At 61.0% G+C, this 22715-nt stretch carries 23 protein-coding genes; 7 read left to right on the plus strand and 16 right to left on the minus strand.

The genetic code is table 11. The features are described 5' to 3' along the window. Positions 1–65: 65 nt before the first annotated feature. The gene (gor, locus tag NE851_RS22410) at positions 66–1454 is read right to left on the minus strand and encodes a glutathione-disulfide reductase (protein ID WP_132571955.1); all 1389 of its coding nucleotides are present in this window, start codon (positions 1452–1454) and stop codon (positions 66–68) included. Between the two features lie 270 nt (positions 1455–1724). Between gor and NE851_RS22415 the strand changes: the two genes are divergently transcribed. Then, positions 1725–1943, plus strand: a complete 219-nt coding sequence (locus NE851_RS22415; protein WP_047611608.1) for a hypothetical protein — start codon at positions 1725–1727, stop codon at positions 1941–1943. Positions 1944–1977: 34 nt separating this feature from the next. Here NE851_RS22415 and NE851_RS22420 read toward each other — a convergent pair whose 3' ends face one another. The 3 genes from NE851_RS22420 to rpiA all read right to left on the minus strand — a co-directional run bounded on the left by NE851_RS22420 (position 1978) and on the right by rpiA (position 3635). After that, positions 1978–2262 carry an acylphosphatase gene (locus tag NE851_RS22420; protein ID WP_028758549.1) on the minus strand — a complete coding sequence of 95 codons (285 nt, stop codon included), beginning with the start codon at positions 2260–2262 and terminating at the stop codon, positions 1978–1980. Positions 2263–2357: 95 nt separating this feature from the next. Further along, a complete protein-coding gene (locus tag NE851_RS22425) occupies positions 2358–2921 on the minus strand; it encodes a DUF2059 domain-containing protein (protein ID WP_028758548.1) in 564 nt (187 codons plus the stop codon). Positions 2922–2936: 15 nt separating this feature from the next. Next, entirely contained in the window at positions 2937–3635 is a 699-nt protein-coding gene (gene rpiA / locus NE851_RS22430; protein ID WP_028758547.1) for a ribose-5-phosphate isomerase RpiA, read from the minus strand. 246 nt (positions 3636–3881) lie between these two features. On the opposite strand from rpiA, the gene NE851_RS22435 reads away from it, so the two are divergent. Next, positions 3882–4598: an HAD family hydrolase gene (locus tag NE851_RS22435; protein ID WP_254957841.1), complete on the plus strand. Its 717-nt coding sequence runs from the start codon at positions 3882–3884 to the stop codon at positions 4596–4598. 143 nt (positions 4599–4741) lie between these two features. On the opposite strand, the gene NE851_RS22440 is transcribed toward NE851_RS22435, so the two are convergent. Further along, a complete protein-coding gene (locus NE851_RS22440) occupies positions 4742–6652 on the minus strand; it encodes a L,D-transpeptidase family protein (protein WP_254957843.1) in 1911 nt (636 codons plus the stop codon). Positions 6653–6724: 72 nt separating this feature from the next. Continuing rightward, positions 6725–6961, minus strand: a complete 237-nt coding sequence (locus tag NE851_RS22445) for a hypothetical protein (RefSeq protein WP_179867829.1) — start codon at positions 6959–6961, stop codon at positions 6725–6727. 91 nt (positions 6962–7052) lie between these two features. Here NE851_RS22445 and fumC point away from each other — a divergent pair, with 91 nt between their 5' ends. Then, positions 7053–8444 (plus strand): class II fumarate hydratase, encoded by a 1392-nt coding sequence (fumC, locus tag NE851_RS22450; protein WP_254957846.1) that lies wholly within the window; start codon positions 7053–7055, stop codon positions 8442–8444. 186 nt (positions 8445–8630) lie between these two features. Here fumC and NE851_RS22455 read toward each other — a convergent pair whose 3' ends face one another. After that, entirely contained in the window at positions 8631–9458 is an 828-nt protein-coding gene (locus NE851_RS22455; protein ID WP_028758852.1) for an Ig-like domain-containing protein, read from the minus strand. 246 nt (positions 9459–9704) lie between these two features. Between NE851_RS22455 and NE851_RS22460 the strand changes: the two genes are divergently transcribed. Further along, positions 9705–11312 carry a fumarate hydratase gene (locus NE851_RS22460; protein ID WP_097622377.1) on the plus strand — a complete coding sequence of 536 codons (1608 nt, stop codon included), beginning with the start codon at positions 9705–9707 and terminating at the stop codon, positions 11310–11312. Between the two features lie 26 nt (positions 11313–11338). Here NE851_RS22460 and NE851_RS22465 read toward each other — a convergent pair whose 3' ends face one another. Further along, positions 11339–11545 (minus strand): hypothetical protein, encoded by a 207-nt coding sequence (locus tag NE851_RS22465; RefSeq protein WP_254962442.1) that lies wholly within the window; start codon positions 11543–11545, stop codon positions 11339–11341. A gap of 347 nt (positions 11546–11892) precedes the next feature. On the opposite strand from NE851_RS22465, the gene NE851_RS22470 reads away from it, so the two are divergent. After that, positions 11893–12960, plus strand: coding sequence for a GGDEF domain-containing protein (locus NE851_RS22470; protein ID WP_063475007.1), 1068 nt, complete (start codon positions 11893–11895; stop codon positions 12958–12960). Between the two features lie 49 nt (positions 12961–13009). Here the strand turns inward: NE851_RS22470 and NE851_RS22475 are convergent, their stop codons facing one another. Both NE851_RS22475 and NE851_RS22480 read right to left on the minus strand, forming a co-directional pair. Beyond that, a complete protein-coding gene (locus NE851_RS22475; protein WP_097594337.1) occupies positions 13010–13621 on the minus strand; it encodes a pyridoxamine 5'-phosphate oxidase family protein in 612 nt (203 codons plus the stop codon). A gap of 36 nt (positions 13622–13657) precedes the next feature. Then, on the minus strand, positions 13658–14638 hold the full coding sequence (locus NE851_RS22480; RefSeq protein WP_254957857.1) for an alpha/beta hydrolase: 981 nt from the start codon (positions 14636–14638) through the stop codon (positions 13658–13660). Positions 14639–14685: 47 nt separating this feature from the next. Between NE851_RS22480 and NE851_RS22485 the strand changes: the two genes are divergently transcribed. Beyond that, positions 14686–15153, plus strand: a complete 468-nt coding sequence (locus NE851_RS22485) for a MarR family winged helix-turn-helix transcriptional regulator (protein WP_028759204.1) — start codon at positions 14686–14688, stop codon at positions 15151–15153. Positions 15154–15262: 109 nt separating this feature from the next. Here NE851_RS22485 and NE851_RS22490 read toward each other — a convergent pair whose 3' ends face one another. Next, on the minus strand, positions 15263–16453 hold the full coding sequence (locus tag NE851_RS22490; protein WP_254957860.1) for a low temperature requirement protein A: 1191 nt from the start codon (positions 16451–16453) through the stop codon (positions 15263–15265). A gap of 54 nt (positions 16454–16507) precedes the next feature. After that, entirely contained in the window at positions 16508–16882 is a 375-nt protein-coding gene (locus NE851_RS22495) for a gamma-butyrobetaine hydroxylase family protein (RefSeq protein ID WP_047611612.1), read from the minus strand. 136 nt (positions 16883–17018) lie between these two features. Between NE851_RS22495 and moaA the strand changes: the two genes are divergently transcribed. Next, positions 17019–18065, plus strand: a complete 1047-nt coding sequence (gene moaA / locus NE851_RS22500; protein WP_183845006.1) for a GTP 3',8-cyclase MoaA — start codon at positions 17019–17021, stop codon at positions 18063–18065. A gap of 266 nt (positions 18066–18331) precedes the next feature. Here the strand turns inward: moaA and NE851_RS22505 are convergent, their stop codons facing one another. The 4 genes from NE851_RS22505 to NE851_RS22520 form a co-directional block, all read right to left on the minus strand. Then, a complete protein-coding gene (locus tag NE851_RS22505) occupies positions 18332–19282 on the minus strand; it encodes a sugar-binding transcriptional regulator (RefSeq protein WP_047610113.1) in 951 nt (316 codons plus the stop codon). Between the two features lie 21 nt (positions 19283–19303). Then, positions 19304–20770, minus strand: a complete 1467-nt coding sequence (locus NE851_RS22510) for an FGGY family carbohydrate kinase (RefSeq protein ID WP_254957865.1) — start codon at positions 20768–20770, stop codon at positions 19304–19306. Positions 20771–20839: 69 nt separating this feature from the next. Then, a complete protein-coding gene (locus NE851_RS22515; protein WP_047610117.1) occupies positions 20840–21796 on the minus strand; it encodes a transketolase family protein in 957 nt (318 codons plus the stop codon). Further along, a complete protein-coding gene (locus NE851_RS22520; RefSeq protein WP_047611614.1) occupies positions 21796–22605 on the minus strand; it encodes a transketolase in 810 nt (269 codons plus the stop codon). The genes NE851_RS22515 and NE851_RS22520 overlap by 1 nt, the downstream gene beginning before the upstream one ends. Positions 22606–22715 lie beyond the last annotated feature (110 nt).

The raw sequence follows: 22715 nt of genomic DNA on the forward strand, positions 1-22715 counted from the left end.
CATGCCGCCCGGAAGTGTGCCTTGGCTCCGGGTCGACGACATGCAGGGCTAAGGCCCCTCGCGGCCTAAAGCCGCTTGCCGTCGCGGATCCGATAGCTCGGCGCATACATGGTGACGAGCTCTTCGGCGGCCGTCGGATGCAGAGCCATCGTCCGGTCGAAATCGTCCTTGGTGCAGCCAGCCTTCAGCGTGATGCCGAGCAACTGTGCCATTTCGCCGGCATCGTGGCCGAGGATATGAGCGCCGACGACCTTGCGGCTCGCCGCATCGACGATCAGCTTCATGATCATCCGCTCGGCCCGGCCGGACAGTGTGGCCTTCAGCGGCCGGAACTGCGCGCGATAGACTTCGAGTTCGCCATAACGTTTGCCCGCCTCCTCTTCCGAAAGACCGACGGTGCCGATCTCCGGCTGTGAGAAGACGGCGGTCGGGATCAGCTCGTAGTCCGGCCGGGTCGGATTGTTCTTGTATTCGGTTTCGATGAAGCACATCGCCTCGTGGATCGCCACCGGCGTCAGCTGTACCCGATTGGTGACATCACCGAGCGCATAGATGTTTTCGACATTGGTGCGGGAATATTCATCGACGATAACGGCGCCGCGTTCGTCGACGGCGACACCGGCCGCCTCCAGACCGAGGCCTTCCGTATTCGGATCGCGCCCGAGCGCCAACATGACGACGCCGGCCTGCAGCGTGCCGCTGTTCAGTGTCTCCAGAATGAGGCCGCCGTCCTCACCCTTCGAAACCTTCTGCAGCATGTCGTGGCAGAGGATACGGATGCCCTTGGCGACCATTGCCTCGTGCAGCCCGCGTCTCAGATCCTCGTCGAAGCGCGACAGGATCTCGGCGCCGCGATAGATCAGCGTCGTCTCGACGCCAAGCCCATGGAAGATATTGGCGAATTCGACGGCGATATAGCCGCCGCCAGCGATCACGATCGATTTCGGCAGTTCTTCGAGATGAAAGGCCTCGTTGGAGGAGATGCAGAGCTCGTGACCGGGAAGGGCCGCATGCGGGTTCGGCCGTCCGCCGGTGGCAATCACGATCGTCTTTGCGGTCACCGTCTGTCCAGTCTTCAGCAGCCGCACCGTATGGGCATCGACGAGTTCGGCGCGCGTTTCCAGGATCTCGGCATTGGCGCCGGCGAGCCCCTTCTTGTAGAGACCTTCCAACCGGGCGATTTCGACATCCTTGGCCGCCACCAGCTTCTTCCAGTCGAAGCTGCTCTCGCCGACCGTCCAGCCGAAGCCCGCCGCATCCTCGAAATGCTCGTGGAACTGCGAGGCATAGACGAAAAGCTTCTTCGGCACGCAGCCGCGGATGACGCAGGTGCCGCCATAGCGGTATTCCTCGGCGATCGCCACTTTCTTGCCGAGCGAGGCAGCGACACGCGCGCCGCGCACGCCTCCGGAACCGCCGCCGATGACGAAAAGGTCGTAGTCGTAGGAAGACATGAGGAGCTCCGGGAGGGAATCGCAGGAAGGATGTTCCTGATATAGGGGCGATCGTCACGAAAACAAAAGCCCGCTCCTGCGTCATCCCGTTCCCATCGCCGAATCTTCGCGGCAAATGGTCAATCCGGTCACCGTTACGGTTGATCCCGTCACCGTTTGCGGTTGACCCCGTCACCGTTTGCGGTTGACCCGGCCACGGTTTACGGTTGACCCGGCCGCCTCGGGCTGGCAGGCAATCCACGGGATATAGAAAGCATGCCGGAGCAAAAGATGGATCAGACTCTCTTCGCCAACCTGTGCAAGGCCGGCAAATTCAAGGAAGCGCTCGGGCTCGCCACCCAGGGCCACGAGAATGAGAAATTTACGCCAAGCCGGTTCGCGATGGACAAGAAAACAGGGCTGCCGATCTTCTATCGCGGCAACAAGCGCGTGGAACCGGATGAGACGGGTGTGTGGCAACTGGCAAAGAACTCGGATGCTTGGGGCTGAGCGGCCAGGAAGTATTCTTCAGATATCGCCGTTGTCAGCGGGTGATCCGGAAATCCGCCAGCGTCGTCTCGAGTTTAGCTGCTTCCGTTTCGACGCCTGAAACCGACGCTCCCGCGGGTCCCCGCCTGAGACGTTCGATCATTGTCGCGATGGCGATATCCGGTCCCGCGATCAACGCGACGACGGTCCCGTCCTGTTCATTGCGTACCCAGCCGGTCAGACCGAGGAGCACCGCCTCATCGCGCGTCCACATGCGAAAACCGACACCCTGGACCTTGCCGGATATCCGCACTCGGACAGCCTTGTCATGATCGGACATCTGCAGTCACCTGAAACCTCGCCGGCGGCATTTGCCGCATCATAACAAAAAAGCCCGGACGATGCCGGGCTTTCGCAAGTTTGGTGGGACAGGCTTTACTGCTGGGCTGCCGGTGCGGGAGCCGGAGCGGCCGGGCTGTCGGTTGCCGGCGGCGGCGCCTTGATGACCTTGGAAAGCTCGGCGTTGCTCTGCTTTTCCAGATCGCGGGAAATGCCCTGCGCCCAGATGTCGGCAGCCTTCGCCGTCTCGCGCGAGGCGACAGGGCCGTCGCGCAGCAGCTTCTTGCCGACGTCGGAATTATAGAAATCGGCGATCGCCTTCAGCTCGTCGACGGTAAAGGTCTTGGCATAGGTGAGTGCTGCTTCCTTCTCCAGATCACCACGGCGCGGCGCCAGCTTCAGCGCCTGCGCGTCGACCGTCGAGGAAATAACGTCCTGGTAGTTCGGCGAATCCTGGATCAGCCCGGCCTTCAGGCGCTCGGCGAGACCAGGCAGGATGTTGTCGAACTGGGCAGTGGCGCCGATGGCGTCGATCGCGGCGCGAGACGCCTTCAGCTGCTCCTCGGAGACCTCCTGCGCCTTGACGGCAGAGCCGAAGGCAAGCCCGGAAAGAACGACGGTCGCAGCGGCGAAACGGCCAAGACCTGCAATGTTCATCATGAGTATATGCTCCTGTTATCTGTTTGCCTGCAGTGTGCGCACACCCGCAGGACCGGCAATGATCGCAAGTGCCGCCATATTGATAAAGAGCCCGTGTTCAACGACGCCGGGTATGGAATTCAGCTCGCTCGAAAGCGCCTCTGCATCAGGAATGCGGCCAAAAGATGCATCGATGATGTGATGGCCGCCATCGGTGGTAAACTCTCCGTCACCGGACTGGCGCAGATTAAGTTCACCAGAAAGGCCAAGCCGGGCCGCGACCTTCTCAATTGCGATCCGCGTCGAGACGAGCCCAAACGGATTGACCTCGATCGGCAGCGCGAAGGCGCCGAGCGTCTCGACCAGCTTGCTCTCGTCGGCAATGACGATCATTCGCTCGGAGGCGGCCGCGACGATCTTTTCACGCAGCAGCGCGCCGCCGCCGCCCTTGATCAGTCTCAGCCCCGCATCGACCTCGTCGGCGCCATCGATCGTCAGGTCGAGTGCCGGCAGTTCGTCAAGCGACTTCAGCGGTACGCCGAGTTCGACGCAAAGCCGCGCGGTCCTTTCCGACGTCGGAACGCCTTCGACTTTGAAGCCGCCAGCGACCTTCTCTGCCAGCAGCCGAACGAATTCCTCCGCCGTGCTGCCGGTGCCGATCCCGAGACGCATCCCGCTTTCGACATGAGCGAGTGCGGCCTCGGCGGCCTTGATCTTCATTTCGCGGGCATCCATGCGCCGCCAGCTCCGATTATTGCGTTGGATGTGCTGTTTACACGGCTCGCCTGGCAAACGAAAGTCAAAATCATCACGGAAAATGAAAAGCCGAAACAGATGCCTGCGGCCCTCCCGACCATTGCTGGACGTTGCTTTCCGCCGCGCGATCGCCTACCCCAGGTACGAGCTGTCGTTCCCGGGGCGACCCCGTCGCTCCCCGGGACGATCCTTTGTATTTCAGGACGATCCATCCCTCAAAGAGACATGCCCTTGACCCCTGCCCCCCCTCGCCCGGCGCTCGTCGTCTTCGATCTCGACGGCACGCTTCTCGACACCCACGTGGACCTGGTCGAGAGCCTGAACCATACGATCGCAGCCCTCGACCTCGAACCGGTCAGCTATGACGATCTCACCCACCTCGTCGGTCAGGGCGCGCGCGTGATGATCGAGCGCGCCTGCCGGCTGCGCGGCCATCCGCTTGAAAGCGAGGCCCTGCCGCCGCTGGTCGAGCGCTTCGTCGTCCATTATGCCGGCAACATGCCCGGCCGTACCCAGCCCTATCCCGGCCTGGTCGCCGCCATGGACCGGCTCAAATCACAGGGTTACCGACTCGCCGTCTGCACCAACAAGATGGAAAGCCTGGCGCTCGGTCTCCTCGACAAGCTTGAGCTCACCCGATATTTCGACGCCATCACCGGCGGCGACACCTTCGAATACCGCAAACCCGACGCCCGCCACCTCACCGGCACCATCGACCGCGCCGGCGGCGACATCGCCCGCGCCGTGATGATCGGCGATAGCGTCAACGACATCGCCGTCGCCGGAAACGCTGGCGTTCCGTCGATTGCCGTGCCGTTCGGTTATTCCGACGTGCCGGTGAACACGCTGGGACCGGACCACATCATCACCCATTTCGATGAGCTGACGACGGAACTGGTCGAGATGCTGATCCGCGATTTCGCGGCGAAGGTTGCGGTCTGAGGCGATCGCTCGCCTCCGCCATTCCTCCAGAGGGGAGTGCAACACGGCACGCCCTCTCTACTTTGACTTTGTTTCCGTGCTCACCGCCAAAACAAAACGGGCGGCCCGAAGACCGCCCGCCAAAATACCGATAGAAACCTAGGTCAAATCTGCGCCCCACGCGCCTTGGTCGTCGCGTCGAAGGCCTTGTCGACATAGGCGTCGCGGCCGTAGACGTCGTCAAAATATTCCACCACACCGTCCTTGTTCGGCCAGGCGGTGAAGTAGGAGACGTAGACCGGGATCCTCTGCGGCACGCGCACAGCATGGTTCTGCCCACTGGCGATCTGCTTGGCGACGTCGTCAACCGTCGTGCCGAGCACGGCGGCCGCCATCGCACGCGGATTGGCAAGGCGCACGCAACCGTGGCTGAGAGCCCGCATATCGCGCTTGAAGAAGCTCTTCGACGGCGTGTCGTGCATGTAGATCGCGTGGCTGTTCGGGAACAGGATCTTCAGTTCGCCGAGCGCATTGTCGCTGCTCGGCGGCTGGCGCACCGAGACGTTGTCGGTCGAGCCGTACCAGTCGACGCTGGATGAGGCGACGGCATGGCCGTTCACCTCGACCTCATAGCCGAGCTGGTCGAGATAGTTCGGATCCGAGCGCAGCTTCGGCAGCATCTCATTGATGATGATCGATTGCGGCACGCCCCAGAACGGGTTGAACTCCACCGTCTCGATCTCGTCATCGAAGAAATAGGTCTGGTTGTTCTTGCCGCCGACCACCACGCGCATCGACAGCTGTTCCTTGCCGTCATTGTGGTAGTAGGCCATGTAGGCCGGCTGGTTGATCATGACGTAGCGGGAACCGAGATCCTCCGGCAGCCAGCGCGCCTGCTCCATGGCGACGACCAGCTTGTCGATCTTCGAGGCATTGGTGTCGCCGCCGGTCATGGCGCGCACCGTCGCCTGGCCGATGACGCCATCGGCCTTCAAGCCGCGCTCCTTCTGGAAATCCTCGACCAGCGCAACGATGTCAGGCGAATAGTCGATGCCGCCTGCGTAAGCAGCAAGCGTTGCCGCGTGATCCGTCCTCAGCGTCTCGGAACCGTGCTTGCCGATCGCCTTGACGATATTGGCGATCTCGGGCGAGCTGTCGCCGGGTCTCAGCAGCTTGTCGAGCGAAACGACGATCTGTTCCTCGTTGCCGCCGTCAGCGGCGCGAAGCTTTGCAAGCTCCGTCTTCAACGCCTGGAACTGCGGACTGTCGGGAGAGCGGTTGGCGATATAGGCACCGACATCGGGGCTCATGCGGGCAAGCTTCAGCACCGGCGTCAGGTTAACGACCTTGCGCTGGAAGTCGTGATAGCCGGAGATCTTGTTTGGATCGATGCGGCCGCGCTCCGTGTCCTGCACGAAGGCAAGGACCTTGGCGGAGAGTTCTAGCTCGAACTGCGTCAGCGCCCGGTCGCGGAAGGCGGGATCGGGATTGGCCGGGTCGATCGCCGGCGTCTGGACGGCGTAGTCGGCAGGGTCGAGACCGACGGAAGCCGCATCGGCAAGTGCCGTCATCGCCGCCTTCGCGCGGTCGTTGATCTGGTTGCCTTCGACCCAGACGAGCGGATTGCGGCTGTCGCCATAATAGGCTTCGAGCGCCTTTGCGACGTCGGCATTGGCGCGCACCTTGGCCTGCGCCAGGAAACGCCGCTGCACCGCAGGTTCGGCGCCGGCATCGCCGCTTGCCGAAACATCGGCGACCGCGCCGGTGACGACGGGATCGGCGAACTTGCCGGTATCGACGAACTGCAGCGTCTCGGTTTTATAAGTATAATAACGCGGACCGCTCACCTTCGGCAGCGGCGCTTCCGGGTCGAGCCCGCCGAGCGAGCCCCCGACGGCGCCGCGCGGCACCGGTCGGCCGGGCGCCTGATCCATGAAGATGGTGCTCTGGCTCCGCTGCCTGTCGCCGCGCAGCATGTCCATCAGTGTGTAAGCATGCGCGGGTGCGGCACTCATCACTGCTATGCCGCAGGAAATTGCCAATGCGGATGCCGCGCTTTTCAAAACGAACGTCATATATCTTCCAGTCCCGGTCATGCTGTTCTCAGATCAAATCCCGCGAAACTCAAGCAGCGTAGGCCTCATTGATCAGAAACCGGCCTGCGCCGCCAGCGCCGGCGGACTCAATTTTGTGTGACGGAGGTCCTGCACGGCGCCGCGCAGCAGTTCACACAAAATTATGAAATTATTAGTTAATTTTTTACCGAATTTTCGGCCACAGACCAGTGGGGCAAAAACGCCCGGACGCATAAAATTTCCGAAGTGGCCTAAAAGGCACGCCGAAAAGCCCGCGCAAACATGACTGTCATCTTCAATATTTCGCACGGCATCCGGTTTTCTTGTCGGACTTTCCAACCTATAAGACCTCATCTTTCGAAGATGCCCGAAAACAGCATGTAAAGGGAAGGCAAGGCCGATGACCGCAACCCGCACCGAAACCGATACTTTTGGCCCGATCGAGGTCGCCGCCGACCGATATTGGGGCGCCCAGGCCGAGCGTTCGCTCGGCAATTTCAAGATCGGCTGGGAAAAGCAGCCGCTGTCGATCGTGCGGGCGCTCGGCATCGTCAAGCAGGCGGCCGCCCGCGCCAACATGGCGCTCGGCCAGCTCGATCCTGCTCTCGGCCAAGCCATTGTCGATGCTGCCCAGGAAGTGATCGACGGCAAGCTCGACGAGCATTTTCCGCTGGTGGTCTGGCAGACCGGTTCGGGCACGCAGTCCAATATGAATGCCAATGAAGTGATCTCCAATCGCGCAATAGAAATGCTTGGCGGCGTCATGGGTTCCAAGAAGCCGGTGCATCCGAACGATCACGTCAATATGAGCCAGTCGTCGAACGACACCTATCCGACGGCGATGCACATTGCCTGCGCCGAACGGATTGCGCACCAGCTGCTACCCTCCCTCAAGCACCTTCATGCCGCCCTCGACATGAAGGTCACCGAATTCAGCCACATCATCAAGATCGGACGCACCCACACCCAGGACGCGACGCCGCTGACGCTCGGCCAGGAGTTTTCGGGTTACGCCGCCCAGGTCGGCTCCGCCATCAAGCGCATCGAAATGACCCTGCCCGGCCTCTGCGAACTGGCCCAGGGCGGTACTGCCGTTGGTACCGGCCTCAATGCACCGATGGGTTTTGCCGAAAAGGTCGCCGAAGAGATCGCCGCCATCACAGGCATGCCCTTCGTCACCGCGCCGAACAAATTCGAGGCGCTCGCCTCGCATGACAGCATGGTCTTTTCCCATGGCGCCATCAATGCGGCGGCTGCCGCTCTCTTCAAGATCGCCAACGACATCCGCCTGCTCGGTTCCGGCCCGCGCGCCGGCCTTGGCGAGCTGGCACTGCCGGAAAACGAGCCCGGTTCCTCGATCATGCCCGGCAAGGTCAATCCGACCCAGTGCGAGGCGCTGACCCAGGTCTGCATTCATATCTTCGGCAACAACGCGGCGCTGACCTTCGCCGACAGCCAGGGCCATTTCGAGCTCAACGTCTACAATCCGATGATGGCCTATAATTTCCTGCAGTCGGTGCAATTGCTCGCCGACGCCGCCGTCTCCTTCACCGACAATTGTGTCGTCGGCATCGAGGCGCGCGAGGACAATATCAAGGCCGGCCTCGAACGCTCGCTGATGCTGGTGACCGCACTCGCCCCGAAGATTGGCTACGACGCGGCGGCCAAGATCGCCAAGACCGCGCACAAGAACGGCACGACGCTGAAGGAAGAGGCACTTGCGAGCGGCTTGGTGACATCGGAGGAGTATGACGCGATCGTGCGGCCGGAAACGATGATTGGGCCGAAGTAGGACGGTTGAGTAGGCCTGTCCGCTCCCCTCACTCATTCCCTTCCTCGGGCTTTGCCCGAGCGATGTCACAAGAATGAGTGAGGATGCGTGGAGCGCCGTCCGAAAATCTCCTGCCAACGCGGACAAATCCCCGCATTCGCATGCCTGCCCTGCCGGGGGAGCAACTCACGGCAAACCTGGGAAACGTCAAACCAACAGCGAAAAATTGTCCATCACGACAGAATTGCCCATGAAGTCGAAACGGATTTCTTCGATGTCTTCGAGATTGACCTCGAGATTGGGGCCGGTGACCTCAAGCTCTTGCTGATAGACGATCAAGCCGTCGTTCAGCGCGGTGAGCGTCAGGTGAAAGGGCGATGCCGACAATTCGGCGATGGAAACGCTCTGAAAGGTGAACTCGCCGCCATCGAGCATTTTCAAGACGACGGGCGCCGAACCCGGGGCTAGAACGGTGTCGCTGAAACCATCCTCGGTGATGGCGTCGACGCCCGGGATGGTATCATAGACATAACCGTTCAGAAGCGTCAGTTCATGACTGCCGTTCACAGAGAGCGCAAAGCCCCGATAGTCAGGGAGGAAGAAATTATCTGCCCTTGATGTGACGCCCATATCGTCGAAATCCAGGACTTCGTGATATTTGTCCTCTTCATTGACGCCGTCTATCGCGAGCGTCAGAACCCCGACATCCGTGCCGCCTGCGCCATCGGAGATCTTGTAGCGGATTTCTTCGATCAGTTGTTCGTGCGCCCGCAGGTTCTTCACCACGTCGAGCGTAAAATCCAGCTCGTACTCGAAGTGGCCGTCCGGCCGCACGGTGAAGGTTCCATAGTCCCCTCTTATGATCGTTTCCTGGGCGAGCCCATGTTTCGCGTCGACGCGCACACCGTCGAAAAAGCGAAGATAAAGCGTCGATCCCTCGGGATCGCTGTCATTGGGGAGCAAGTCACCTCGGATCCAGTCGTGCTCGAAGAAAATGCGGAGGTCGTCGTTAGCAGTTGGCTTTGCATTCGTCATCGGAAGCTCCAGCAAGTTAACGCGGCCGGGAATATGGACTGGCTGCGAACCGAAGGCAACTTTGAGTCGTCTCTAACGGAAGCTCGTGCCTTTCTCGCTATTTCACCTCGTTACGCGCCGGCAGTGAAAACATATGCGACCATGGCCTCGACCGGCGGGGCTGCGACCGTATCCCGATTGCATTTGCCCTGCAGCGGATTTAGACCGGTTCCAATTTAGCGACGCCCTACCAGAAAGGTCACTTCGATGGCTGACGATCTCTTCCCGCTCGGCAAGGATGCCACCCCCTACCGCAAGATCAGCGGCGACCATGTCTCGGTCGATACGTTCAAGGGCCAGGAGATTCTGACCGTCGAGCCGGAAGGCATCCGCCTGCTGGCCGAAACCGCCTTTGCAGATATCAACCACCTGCTGCGCCCCGGCCACCTGAAGCAGCTCGCCGCGATTCTCGATGACCCGGAAGCGACGGACAATGATCGTTTTGTCGCCTACGATCTGCTGAAGAATGCCAATATCGCCGCCGGCGGCGTGCTGCCTATGTGCCAGGATACCGGCACGGCGATCATTATGGGCAAGAAGGGCCGCAGGGTCTGGACCGAGGGCGAGGATAGTGCAGCGTTGGCCCGCGGTGTCATGGATGCCTACGAGAAGAAGAACCTGCGATATTCGCAGCTCGCGCCCATCAAGATGTTCGAGGAGAAGAATACCAGGAATAACCTCCCGGCCCAGATCGACATTTATGAGGAAGGCACCGACGCCTATGAATTCCTCTTTGTCGCCAAGGGCGGCGGCTCGGCCAACAAGACCTTTCTCTACCAGGGCACGCCCTCGCTGCTGACGCATGACCGGATGATCGACTTCCTTAAGGAGAAGATCCTGACGTTAGGGACGGCAGCCTGTCCCCCCTACCATCTGGCGATCGTCATCGGCGGCACCTCGGCCGAGATGAACCTGAAAACCGTCAAGCTCGCCTCCACCCGCTATCTCGACGCGCTGCCGACCGAAGGTTCCGAGAGCGGCCATGCCTTCCGCGACATCGAGATGGAGAAGGAAATCCATAAGCTGACGCAGCAGATGGGCGTCGGCGCCCAGTTCGGCGGCAAGTATTTCTGTCACGACGTGCGTGTCATCCGCCTGCCCCGCCACGGCGCGTCGCTGCCGATCGGGCTCGGTGTCTCCTGTTCCGCCGACCGCCAGGCCAAGGGTCGCATCACCCGCGACGGCATCTTCATCGAGCAGTTGGAAAGCGATCCGTCGAAATACATGCCCGAGATCGACGAGGCGAAACTGTCGGAATCGACGGTGCGTATCGATCTCAACCGGCCGATGGCCGAGGTGCTTGCCGAACTCTCCCGGCATCCCGTCAAGACGCGCCTGTCCTTGACCGGCACCATCATCGTTGCCCGCGATCTTGCCCATGCCAAGATCCGCGAACGGCTGGAAAAGGGCGAAGGCATGCCCGATTACCTGAAGAACCACCCCGTCTATTATGCCGGCCCGGCCAAGACGCCTGCCGGCTACGCCTCCGGCTCCTTCGGCCCGACGACGGCCGGCCGGATGGATAGTTACGTCGACCAGTTCCAGTCCTTCGGCGGCTCGATGGTGATGCTCGCCAAGGGCAACCGGTCGCGCGCCGTGCGCGAGGCCTGCAAGAAACACGGCGGATTCTACCTGGGCTCGATCGGCGGCCCCGCCGCCCGTCTTGCCCAGGACTGTATCCGCAAGGTCGAAGTCTTCGAATATCCCGAACTCGGCATGGAAGCGGTCTGGAAGATTGAAGTCGAAGACTTCCCCGCCTTCATCGTCATCGACGACAAGGGCAACGACTTTTTCCAGGAACTCAATTTGGGGTGACCGGGCGGGCTGCGTTGCAGCCTGCTTTATCGTGCCGACGCCTTATTCGATGCCCTGATGTTCGGCGCCGTCACCGCCTCGCTGATACTGACCACATCCCCGGCATCGACCCTTGCCAGTATTTCCCTGCGGAAAGCACCGTCGAAGAAGCCGGTGTGCTCCAGCAGCAGGGCGCCAGCCGCGACGGCGGTGAAGGTCAGAATTGCGAAAGAAACATGAGGGCGCGATTCCATGATCTCACGTCCCGGTCTGCGCGTTGCAATCGCGTCCACTGCCAGAAAATGTCGCCCCGAAATGCCGGGACCAAAATACGAAACGGCCAAAACCAACTGTCGACAAGATGAATACGATTCCACGCAAAGAAGAACTGTAAGTTTTTTAGACACCGCTCCCGCAAAGCGGGTATGCATTGTCCCGCCGAAGATACGTTTTTCCGTGGAGAATCATAGGCCTGATCGAAGTATTGACCCATCGGGCATTTGTCGTATGTAATCTTTGGTATATATCGCTTTAATCTTTTCCCAAGAAATTTAAGCTAACAAACAGAATATTGCCTTTGAATATATGAGGAGTTCGCCGGATGAATACGGCTGTCGCGCCCAAGGTGCCGGTTCCCGATGTTGCGGGTCAAATCACCTATGCCATGCGCTCCATGGGCGTTGCGCCGATACCGCGCAATTACGAACTCTTCTATGAGGCCTATATCGGGTCCAACCCGGCGCTCACCCGCGAACTTGCTGCGCTCGGCAGCCAGGTGACCCAGGCCGAACTCGATGCGCTCGGCGCGCAGCATTTCACCCACAGTCCCGCCCGCATCTTCGACGACGCTCATACGCGTCTTGCTGGCGAACTCGACGGGCTGTTGCGCATCCTCAGGCAGGAGCAGAACTCGCTCGAAAGCTATACCAGGCTGCTCGGCGAGACCCACAAGCGCATCACGTCCAAGAGCAATGCCAGCGTCGAACTGATCGAAAACGCCATCGATCTCCTCAGCCAGGCGACCGGCGACACCATGGCGCATGGCGAACGCACCGTTGAGGATGTCGTCCAGCGCTCGCAGGAAATGGACCAGGTCCGCAAGGAACTCGACGAATACAAGCGCATCGCCAACACCGACTCGTTGACGCGCCTTTCCAACCGCCGCGCCTTCGACGACCGCCTCGCCGCCGTCTTCGACAATCCGGGCATGCGGCCGGTGACGGCGCTGTTGCTCTGCGACATCGACAATTTCAAGAAGATCAACGACACCTACGGCCATCCGGTCGGTGACAAGGTGCTCGCCACCGTCGCCTCCGTCATCCGCAGTAATGTCCGCCGCGACATCTTCGTCGCCCGCACCGGCGGCGAGGAATTCGCCCTCATCATCGACGGCAACACGCCCGAGGAAGTCATCGCAATCGCCGAGCGCATTCGCCGCACCCTGGAGACGACGCCCTTCAAGAATTCCCGCACGCGGGTGAATTACGGTCCGGTCACCGTCTCGATCGGCATCTGCATGGCCTCAAGCGCCGACGATGCCGGCGAACTCTACAGCAAGACCGACATCGCGCTTTACGGCGCCAAGAATGCCGGCCGCAACTGCACCATCCTCTATCAGGACGGCATGCAGAAGGATTTCACCAAGAGCTGGCTGATCTACAAGACCTGACGGGAATTCCGCACCGTGTGCACGCTGTCACCATAAGGTGAGGGCGGCTTTACCACATCGTCTTCGCCGCCCGCCCCGGCCATTCCCGGTCGTAGGTTTCCTGATCGAAATCGCCGACCGCCGCCTTCAGCATCTGCCCGGGCGTCGGCAGCTTCGCCGGATCGGCGAAGTGCTCTCCATTCCAGAGCTCGGCCCGCATCACGGCGCGCGCGCATTGGAAATAGACCTCGTCGATCGAAATCACCACGACGGTGCGCGGGTGTTTGCCGTCCATTTCGAAGCTCGAAAGCAGCGTCCCATCGTCGGAGACGACACCGCGGCCGTTGATGCGCATCGTCGTATTGGAGCCGGGAATCAGGAACATCAACGCCAGACGTGGATCGCGCACGATGTTGGAAAGTGAATCGACGCGGTTGTTGCCGCGCCAGTCCGGCAAATGCAGCGTCTCGTCGTCGACGACGCGCACGACGCCACCGAGATCGCCGCGCGGCGAACAGTCGAGACCCTCGGGGCCGACTGTCGCAAGCGCCGCGAAAGGTGAGATCTCGATCATCTCCCGATAAAGCGGGGTCAATTGCTTCGTCACCTTGCTGACCGAGGCCGGCGAAAGCCCGGCGCCATAGATCGTGTTGAGCTCTTCGATGCTGCTGATGATTTTCATGAGGCGTCCCGCCGCGGCTTGATATCAGGACGGACGCTACAATGCCGCGCGCCTTGCCGGAAGCTCAAAAAACGGAATGATCTCTGCATCTTTTTTGATGCTTTCGTCCGCCGCATCACCCACGTCCCGATCGCCATCGAGAAACGCCGCGATCGCCGCAAGAACCGGCGCGGCGCCGATGATGCGCCGGTGACCGAAGCCGTTCGCCCAGTAAAGCCGGACGCTCTTTCCGGCCGCGCCATAGCGCCTGGCATGGATCGACGACACCTCCTTGTCATCCTCGGCATGGATGACGAGCACCGGCCGGCCGATCGCGCCGGCCGCCTCCCCGGCGTCGAAATCCTCCAGTCTCCGTCCGGTGACACGGTAAACCTCATTCCCCAGCGCCGCCTGCGCTGCCGGGCGAAGGCCGATCATCCCGCCGAAATCGGTAAACAACCAGCCCATTTCGCTGGGCGCGCCGATCAGCGCCAGGCGCTCGCCGGCTAGAGGCGCCACGCCAGGCAGCAAGCCTGCCGCCGACACCATCAGCGCCGCACCGCCGAAGGAATGACCGATTGCCGCATCGAAGGCGCCGAAACGCGCCTCCGCCGCCGCGATCGTCTCGACCGCCAGCCCCATATGCAGGAACCGTCCGCCCGAACGGCCATGGCCGGGAAAATCGAGCGCCACGACCTCGGCGCCTGATGCCGCAAGCATCGAGACGAGCTCTGCCATATAGGCGGCGCTCGATCCCCAGCCATGCGTCACCAGATAGCGTTTGCGCTTGCCCCTCGCCCCGCCGTTCAGCCGATAGGCATGCGCCCCTCGCCCGCCTGCAAGCTTGAGGGTGAAGTGTTCGGCGCCGGCAAGCCGGGCCGCTCCCGCTGCATGCGCCATCTTCGCCTTGGCTCCCTTCGGGATTGGCGATGGCGTCCGGCAGAACAGCTGGAATGCCGCTCTGCCTGCCAGGTCAGCCGAAACTGCCTGAAGGGCCGAAAACGCGAGGCGGGTGACGTCAAGCGCAAAGTTTGCCATAGTGAGATTCCAAAAGACTGTTCAACACTGAACAATAAAGTACAACGATGAACAAAAATCAATCCCTTCCCTGGGATCATCCGCGTTTTCGCAGCTGGATCGCGGTGGCGCGTGCCTGTCAGCTGATGCAGCAAACGCTGTCCCGCTCGCTTGCCGATCTCGACATCAAGCCGCCGCACCTCGATATCCTGGTCAACATCTATCGTTTCGAAGGAATCTCGCAGCAGGAGCTGGCGCGCAAGCTGCTGGTCGGCCGCTCGAACATGAGCATGCTGCTGCCGCAGATGGAACACCGCCGGCTGATCGAACGACGCGGCGACGAGCGCGACAAGCGCGTGCTGCGCCTTCATTTGACGCCGGAGGGCCGGAAGCTGACTGAGGCAGCGATGGCGATCCAGACCGATCTCATCGAGCGCACGCTCTCGGAAGAGCCGATCGAGCAATGCATGGCGACCGCCACCTCGATGGAGCGTATCATCGCCATGCTGCTCAAGGAGTTGCGCGACGACGATTAGACGAATGCATGTCGCCCAAAAGTGTGCAGCGGTTTTGTGAAGACGACATGCATAAAACCAAGACCTAAAGCGCCTCGCATGAACCAAGTTCGATGCGAGCGCTTGATGATCAATGCAGCGTCGGTGCTGCCGTCGTGCCGGCCAGCGAGCGGTACTCCCAGGCAGCAACGATGATCAGCACCAGCGTCGCCAGAATGCCCAGCAAATAGACCTCGATGAAGGGGGCTGCGAAGGCAAGCAGGATCACAAGCACCAGCCCGGCCAGATGCGACAGCGGCAACTGCCCGCTGGTCGCGCCCTTGAACCAGAGATTGCCGATCAGGAACAGGCCGGAGCCGCCGAGCACCGCCGCGGCGATGCCGAGATCGCCGGTTTCATGCGGATGCGAGAACATGAACTCGACGGCCACCGCATGGACGATGATGCCGGCAAGGATCGGAATATGCCCATAGGTGAAGGCCTGCCGCGCCAAGCTGCCCGGCGTCTCTTCATGTTCGATGCGGTGGGCGGCGCGGCCGTGGCCGAAGCGGAAATACAGCCACCACATGGCGACCGTGCCGATGAAGGCGGTGACGAAGACAATCCTGGTCAGCCCCGAAAACGGCAGCTCCGAAAAGGTGCGTCCGGAAACGAGGATCGCTTCGCCGAGGCAGATGATGACGAAGAGCGCGCAGCGCTCGGCCATATGCGCACCGGAAACGTCCCAATCCCGCGCCGTTGAGCGGCCGAGCCCCGGCACGGCAAAGCCCGCGGCCGGTCCGATATATTCGATCGTAAGCGCGATCACCCAGGCGATCAGCCGGGCCTCGTGCTCAAGCAGCCCGCCGGCGATCCAGAAGACCCCGGCAACCACCAGCCAGGTGGTGATGCGGACGAAATTCAATGTGTTGGCGCGATCGACGCGCGTCATCGCATAGGTCGTGAACAGCGAGCGCCCGACCTGCATGGTCACATAGGCGCCGGCAAACAACAGCCCCTTGTCGCCGAAGGCCTCGGGAATCGAGGCAGACAGCAGCAGACCGAGCATCATCAGCGCCACCAGCATGCCGCGCACCGGCATCTTGTCCGGATCGAGCCAGTTCGTCACCCAGGCGGTGAAGATCCACACCCACCAGACGGCGAAGGTCATCAGCGCTGCCTCGGCGGCGCCGAGCGGCGTGTAGTGGGCGGCGAGCGCATGCGAAAGCTGCGAGATCGAAAAGACGAAGACCAGGTCGAAGAACAGTTCGAGGAAGGTCACCTTGCTGCCGGCAGCACTCCCTTTGGCGCGCAGCCAGTTCTTTCCGTTCGTCTTCGCCATATGGCCCCCCGATGGCTGGAATTATGCGTGGATTGAGAGTGATAACGGCGCCCGTCAGCGCGGCTTTTCGGCCGTGTCGCGGTTCATGCCCTTTTCCTTCAGCTCGTCCTCGTAGGCCGAAAACAGCTCAGCGCCCCGTTCGCCGAGTTCGCGCAGATAGGTCCAGGTGTAGATGCCGGTATCGTGCATGTCGTCGAAGCCGATGCGGACTGCGTAATTGCCGGTCGGCATCATCGAGATGATCGCGACATTGCGTTTGCCTGATACCGTCACCTTCTGCCCCGGCCCGTGGCCCTGAACCTCGGCCGAGGGCGACAGCACGCGCAGGAGCTCTGCCGACAGGTCGAAACTCTGACCGTCGTTGAAGGTCACCACCAGCCGCTGCCGGTCTTTCGAGACGCGGAGTTCCGTTGGCCAGATATCGCTCATCATTTTGTCCTCTTCTCATGCGAGGAGTAGGCGCTGATCTTTTTCAGCGCAAGCTGAAATTGGCATGCGCACGCGACCTGTTTCCCTTGACGCGACAATAGCATATGCCCACATTGACTGGAGTACGGAGATACAGGTGAACACTAGAGTTGGAACGATAGGCAATGCATCGCCGCTGGTGGCAGGTGCGCACCCTATGATCGACCCCTTCGGGCGGGCGGTCACCTATCTCCGCGTCTCCGTCACCGACCGCTGCGATTTCCGCTGCACCTATTGCATGGCTGAGAATATGACCTTCCTGCCGAAGAAGGATCTCCTGACGCTGGAAGAGCTCGACCGGCTCTGTTCCGCCTTCATCGCCAAGGGTGTCAGCAAGATCAGGCTGACCGGCGGCGAGCCCCTGGTGCGCAAGAACATCATGTATCTGGTGCGCCAGCTCGGCCAGAAGATCGGCTCCGGCCTCGACGAGTTGACGCTGACGACCAACGGCTCGCAGCTTTCCCGCCACGCCGAGGAGCTTTATGATTGCGGCGTGCGCCGCATCAACGTCTCGCTCGATACGCTCGATCCCGACAAGTTCCGCAAGATCACCCGCTGGGGCGATTTCGCCAAAGTCATGGAAGGCATCGACGCAGCTCAAAAGGCAGGGCTGAAGATCAAACTCAACGCCGTGGCGCTGAAGGATTTCAACGATGCCGAGATGCCGGAGCTTCTGCGCTTCGCCCACGGCCGCGGCATGGATTTGACCGTCATCGAAACCATGCCGATGGGCGAGATCGAAGAAGACCGCACCGACCAGTACCTGCCGCTCTCGAAACTGCGCGCCGATCTCGAGGAGCAGTTCACCCTTGCCGACATCGACTACCAGACCGGCGGCCCGGCGCGTTATGTCCGGGTCGAAGAAACCGGCGGCCGCCTCGGCTTCATCACGCCGATGACCCATAATTTCTGCGAGAGCTGCAACCGTGTGCGCCTCACCTGCACCGGTACGCTCTATATGTGCCTCGGCCAGAACGACGCCGCCGATCTGCGCGCAGCCCTGCGCGCCACCGAAGACGACGCCCTCCTCCACGCCGCCATCGACGAGGCCATCACCCGCAAACCCAAAGGCCACGACTTCATCATCGACCGCACGCATAACCGCCCGGCCGTGGCCCGGCATATGAGTGTCACCGGTGGGTGAAAAATAGGGGTAGTACGCACCCCACCCGCCCGCATTCCTGTGCTCGTCACAGGAATCCAGTACGCCCAAGTCCCTGGGCGCGGAAAACGCACTTGCTGTAGGGAGTCATTCACGGCGCCGACGCGCTGTGGCTGGATTCCTGTGACGAGCACAGGAATGAGGGAGGAAGGGTTGATATCCGGGCACCGTCTGGCCCGCACCAAAGGTATGATCATGCTGGTCGCCATCCACGACCTCGACTAGGCGCTGCGCTTCTCTCCGCCCTGTCAGTCGATCAATCGCTGCGCGGTAAACTTGTCCGTAACAAGCATGTCGATGACGCCCACGCGGAGCGCACCGGCGATAGCGTCCGTCTTTTTGGTCCCGCCGGCAAGTGCAATGACCCGGTCCACCCGTTCGAGATCCTCAAGTGGAAGCCCTATGACCCGATCATCAAGGGGTGTCTTGACCGGCTTGCCGTTTCTATCGAAGAAGCGAAGCGAGATGTCGCCGACGGCTCCCGCTTCCGCGAGATCGGACAGTTCGCGAGACGAAAAGATGTTGCCGGACCGTGCGAGAAGTTCGGAAGGTTCGACTGCCCCGATTCCGACGATCGCAAGCGTTATGCTGCCGAACAGATCCATCGTCTCGCGGACGAACGGGTCGGCCTGCATAAGAAGCTTTGCCTCTCTGGACGTCGTAACGCCCTGCACAGGGAGCAGTTTCGGTTCGGCGCCAGTCAGCCGCGCAAGCCGCGTGGTAAGCTGCGTCGCATGCGTCTGCACTGAAGGATCGCCCATGCCTCCAAGGGTCTGGACGACGTACTTCGCCTGAGCGCTCTTCAGGGGATGAATGTTCTCGACCATCTTGGAGATGGTCTGGCTCCAACTCGAAACGCCGATGATCTCCCCTGGCGCAAGCGTCACCTCCAGGAGATGAGCCGCTGCCTCTCCGATACGGGCCATGATGGCTCCGTCCCGATCTTCCGTGCACTCGACGACGATCGCCTCCGGCAAATCATATTTCTCGCGAAGAGCGCCCTCGAGCTCACTGTAAGTGCCAGCGGGGGGCGTCACGCTGGTTCGCACAATATCTTCAGCCTCGGCGCGCTTGAGCATGCGCGACACCGTCGCCTGCGACAGGCGAAGGTGCTGTGCGATCTCCGCCTGTCGCCGTCCCTCCAAGTGGTACATCTGGGCGACCCTTGAGATGAGGCGGAGTTCATTGAGGCGAGTCATCGCTAATCCTGGAGTGAATTTTTATTCATCATTAGCCGTTGTAATGCGTGACGTCGAGCGGGCAAGTGCATCATTCCAGCTATCCAGAAGCACCGCTCGATCCAAGGGTTCCGGGTCAATGATCTGTGAGCTGCGGGGCAGCTCTGCGATAACTGGGAGATCGCTCCACAAGCCAAGTGAGAGACCCGCGAGATATGCAGCTCCCAAAGCCGACGCCTCGGGTGCTTCGCATTGGATCAAGGGATGTTCGATGAGGTTCGAGACACACTGCATCAGGAAGCGGTTCTGGCTCGGTCCGCCATCGACATAGAGGGCCCCGAGCTCGCCGCCACTTTGCGCTCGCATGGCTGCGATGACGTCGTGCACCTGGAAGGCGATCGAATCGGTTACCGACCGCGCCATTTGCGCACGTGTCGTATTGAAATTGATCTGGGAGAACAGGGCACGGGCGTCGGAGTTCCAATAGGGCGCGCCCAATCCCACGAATGCTGGCACGAAACCCGGTCCGCCCGGTTCGGCGCTTGCCGCAAGTTCGACAAGGGCCGCCACGTCCGAAAGGCCGAGAATGCCTGCCATCCAGGGGAGACTGGCAGCGCAAACGAGAATATTGCCTTCGAAAGCGAACGTCGGCTTTCCCTTGATACGCCATGCCACGGTCGTTGTGACGCCGTTGCGTGGGGGAATAAATCGCGCAAGCGTCGTCATCACCGAAGAGCCGGTTCCAAAGGTTACCTTGCCATCACCCGGCTTGAATGCGCCATGACCGAACAGCGCAGCATGGCTGTCTCCGATCGCGGCCATTATGGGCGTTCCATCCGGCACGCCTGGCAATCCTTGCGTCCTGCCGAATTCGGCGGAGCTGTCGAGCACCTCGGGGAGGAGTGCGATATCGACGCCGAAAATCTCGCCCAGTTCCTCGCTCCATCTCTGCTCCTGGAGATCGAACAACTGGCTCCTGGCGGCATTGGAAGCATCGCAGACATGCCGGCGACCACCCGTCAGGCAGTGGACGAGCCAACTGTCGATCGTTCCCAGCCGCACCGATCGCCCGGCCGGCATACGGTCGAGCAGCCATCGGAATTTCGAACCCGGGAACATCGGATCCAGTGGCAGGCCTGTGAGCGCCTGCACGCAATCAAGGTGGCCTTCGGCAATGAGACGTTCGCAATCCTGTACCGTTCGACGGCACTGCCAGCTCACCACCGGTCCAAGTGGTTCTCCCGTTTCGGCGTCCCAGGCCGTGACCGACTCGCGCTGATTGGAAATCGCCACGGCCTCGATAACCACGTCGGGAGCGGCCTTCAGGCAGGCGTCGATCGCCTCGCAGACGGATGCGTAGAGCCGGCGTGGGTCTTGTTCGACCCAGCCCGGCTTCGGATAGGCGATGCCGACTGGAGCCGAACCTCTGCCGACAATTTCTCCCTTTTCGGAAACGACAACTGCCTTCGAATTGGTGGTGCCCTGGTCGATTGCCAGAATTGCCCGCATTCTATCCTCCTCGGATCGGACGGCAGCCGGGACGACAAATAAGCGTCCCGGCCGATCACGTGATCCCAGTTACTTGCGCCTGATCAGCGACTGCGCGGCGTCGGCGATCGCGGACGGCGCCATCCCGAATTCGTCGAGCAGAAACTCCGCCGAACCGGTTGGAGCGTAGACGCCGGGAACGCCGAGACGTTTCATCGGAACCGGAGCATTGTCGACCACCACTTCTGCTACCGCGGACCCGAGACCGCCAAAAATCGAATGCTCTTCGGCTGTGACGATCGCTCCGGTTTCCTTCGCCGCAGCGATGATGGCGTCCTCGTCGATCGGACGAACCGTTGCAAGGTTGAGCACCCTGGCGTTGATTCCGCGTTCTGCGAGGATTTCGGCAGCCTTCAGAATTCGATGGGTCAAAGTACCGTTTGCGATAAGGGTGACGTCGGAACCCTGGCGAAGGAGGTTTGCCTTGCCAAGTTCGAACTTGTGACCCTCCGGGAGCAGATCCGGCACACCGACGCGAGACAGGCGCAGGAAACAGGGGCCGTTATAGGCCGCGGCCCACTCCACCGCAGCAGCTGTTTCGATGCGGTCACAAGGCGCAATGACCGGAAGATTAGGCAGAACCCGCGTCCAGGCGAAGTCTTCGATCGAGTGATGGGTCGGGCCGAGTTCGCCATACGCCATCCCGGAAGAAATGCCGACCAGTTTGACGTTGGCGTTCGAATACGAAATATCGGCCTTGATTTGCTCCAGCGACCGTCCCGTTAGAAACGGAGCGGCGGCGCAGACGAACGGAAGGCGTCCGCCGTTGGCGAGGCCTGCTCCAACTCCGACCATGTTCTGCTCGGCGATACCGACATTGACGAGGCGCTCCCCAAACTTCGCCTTGAAGCCGCCGAGCTTGGAGGAACCGACGGAGTCGTTGCAGACGGCGACGATCGTTTCGTTTTCGGCTGCCAGCCGCTCAAGCGTAGAGGCGAATGCGTCGCGGCAATCGTAGAGCTTGGGTGCGTGTATTGGCGCGTTCATTACAATGCCTCCGACAATTCTGCCAATGCGATTTCGTATTGTTCCTTGTTTGGCACCTTGTGGTGCCAGTCGACCCGGTCCTGCATGAACGAGATTCCATGCCCCTTGTTGGTATGGGCCACGATGCAATGCGGTCTCGATCCCCGGTGTTCGAGGGCCGAAACGACTTCGCTCATATTGTTGCCGTCGATCTCGGTGACTTCCCAATCGAAAGCTTCAAGCTTCGGTCGAAGCGGCGCGAGATCATTGGTTTCCGCCAGTGCGGCGCCCTGCTGGAACCTGTTGTGGTCGATGACCAGCGTCAAGTTATCGAGCTTGAACTGCGCGGCCGCCATGATCGCCTCCCAGTTGGAGCCCTCCTGCATCTCACCATCGCCGGTGACGACGTAGGTGTGATATTTCGCGCCCGAGAGCTTGGCGGCTTTCGCCATTCCTATTGCGACAGGAAGACCGTGGCCGAGCGGCCCGGTATTCGTTTCGACGCCAGGAACCTTGTTGCAATTTGGATGTCCGTTCAGCCTCGAATGCGGCTGCAGAAAGGTGGATATCTCGTCCTCCGGAATGAAGCCGCGTTTTGCGAGCGTCACATACAGAGCGCATGCAGTATGCCCCTTCGAAAGAACGAACCTGTCGCGGTCGGGGTGCTTCGGCTGATCGGGCCAAACATTCAGCACACGAAAATAGAGGGCTGTCAAAATGTCGATGACCGACATTTCCCCGCCAATATGGCCGGCGCCCGCTTCAAAGACCGCCTGGAGATCGCGCAATCGAATCTCGCGAGCGACCCGCTCGAGTTCTATCGTATTCATGGATTCCTCATGTGCATAAATATTCATTTATCAATATTCTTGCACAAGAAGCCGATTAGTCAAGCCCTTTAAGCGGCACACCGGCCGCCCGAAGTCCATAAACCCTGTTG

The sequence above is a fragment of the Rhizobium anhuiense bv. trifolii genome (assembly GCF_024346605.1).
In the GTDB taxonomy this organism is placed as follows: Bacteria; Pseudomonadota; Alphaproteobacteria; order Rhizobiales; family Rhizobiaceae; genus Rhizobium; species Rhizobium anhuiense.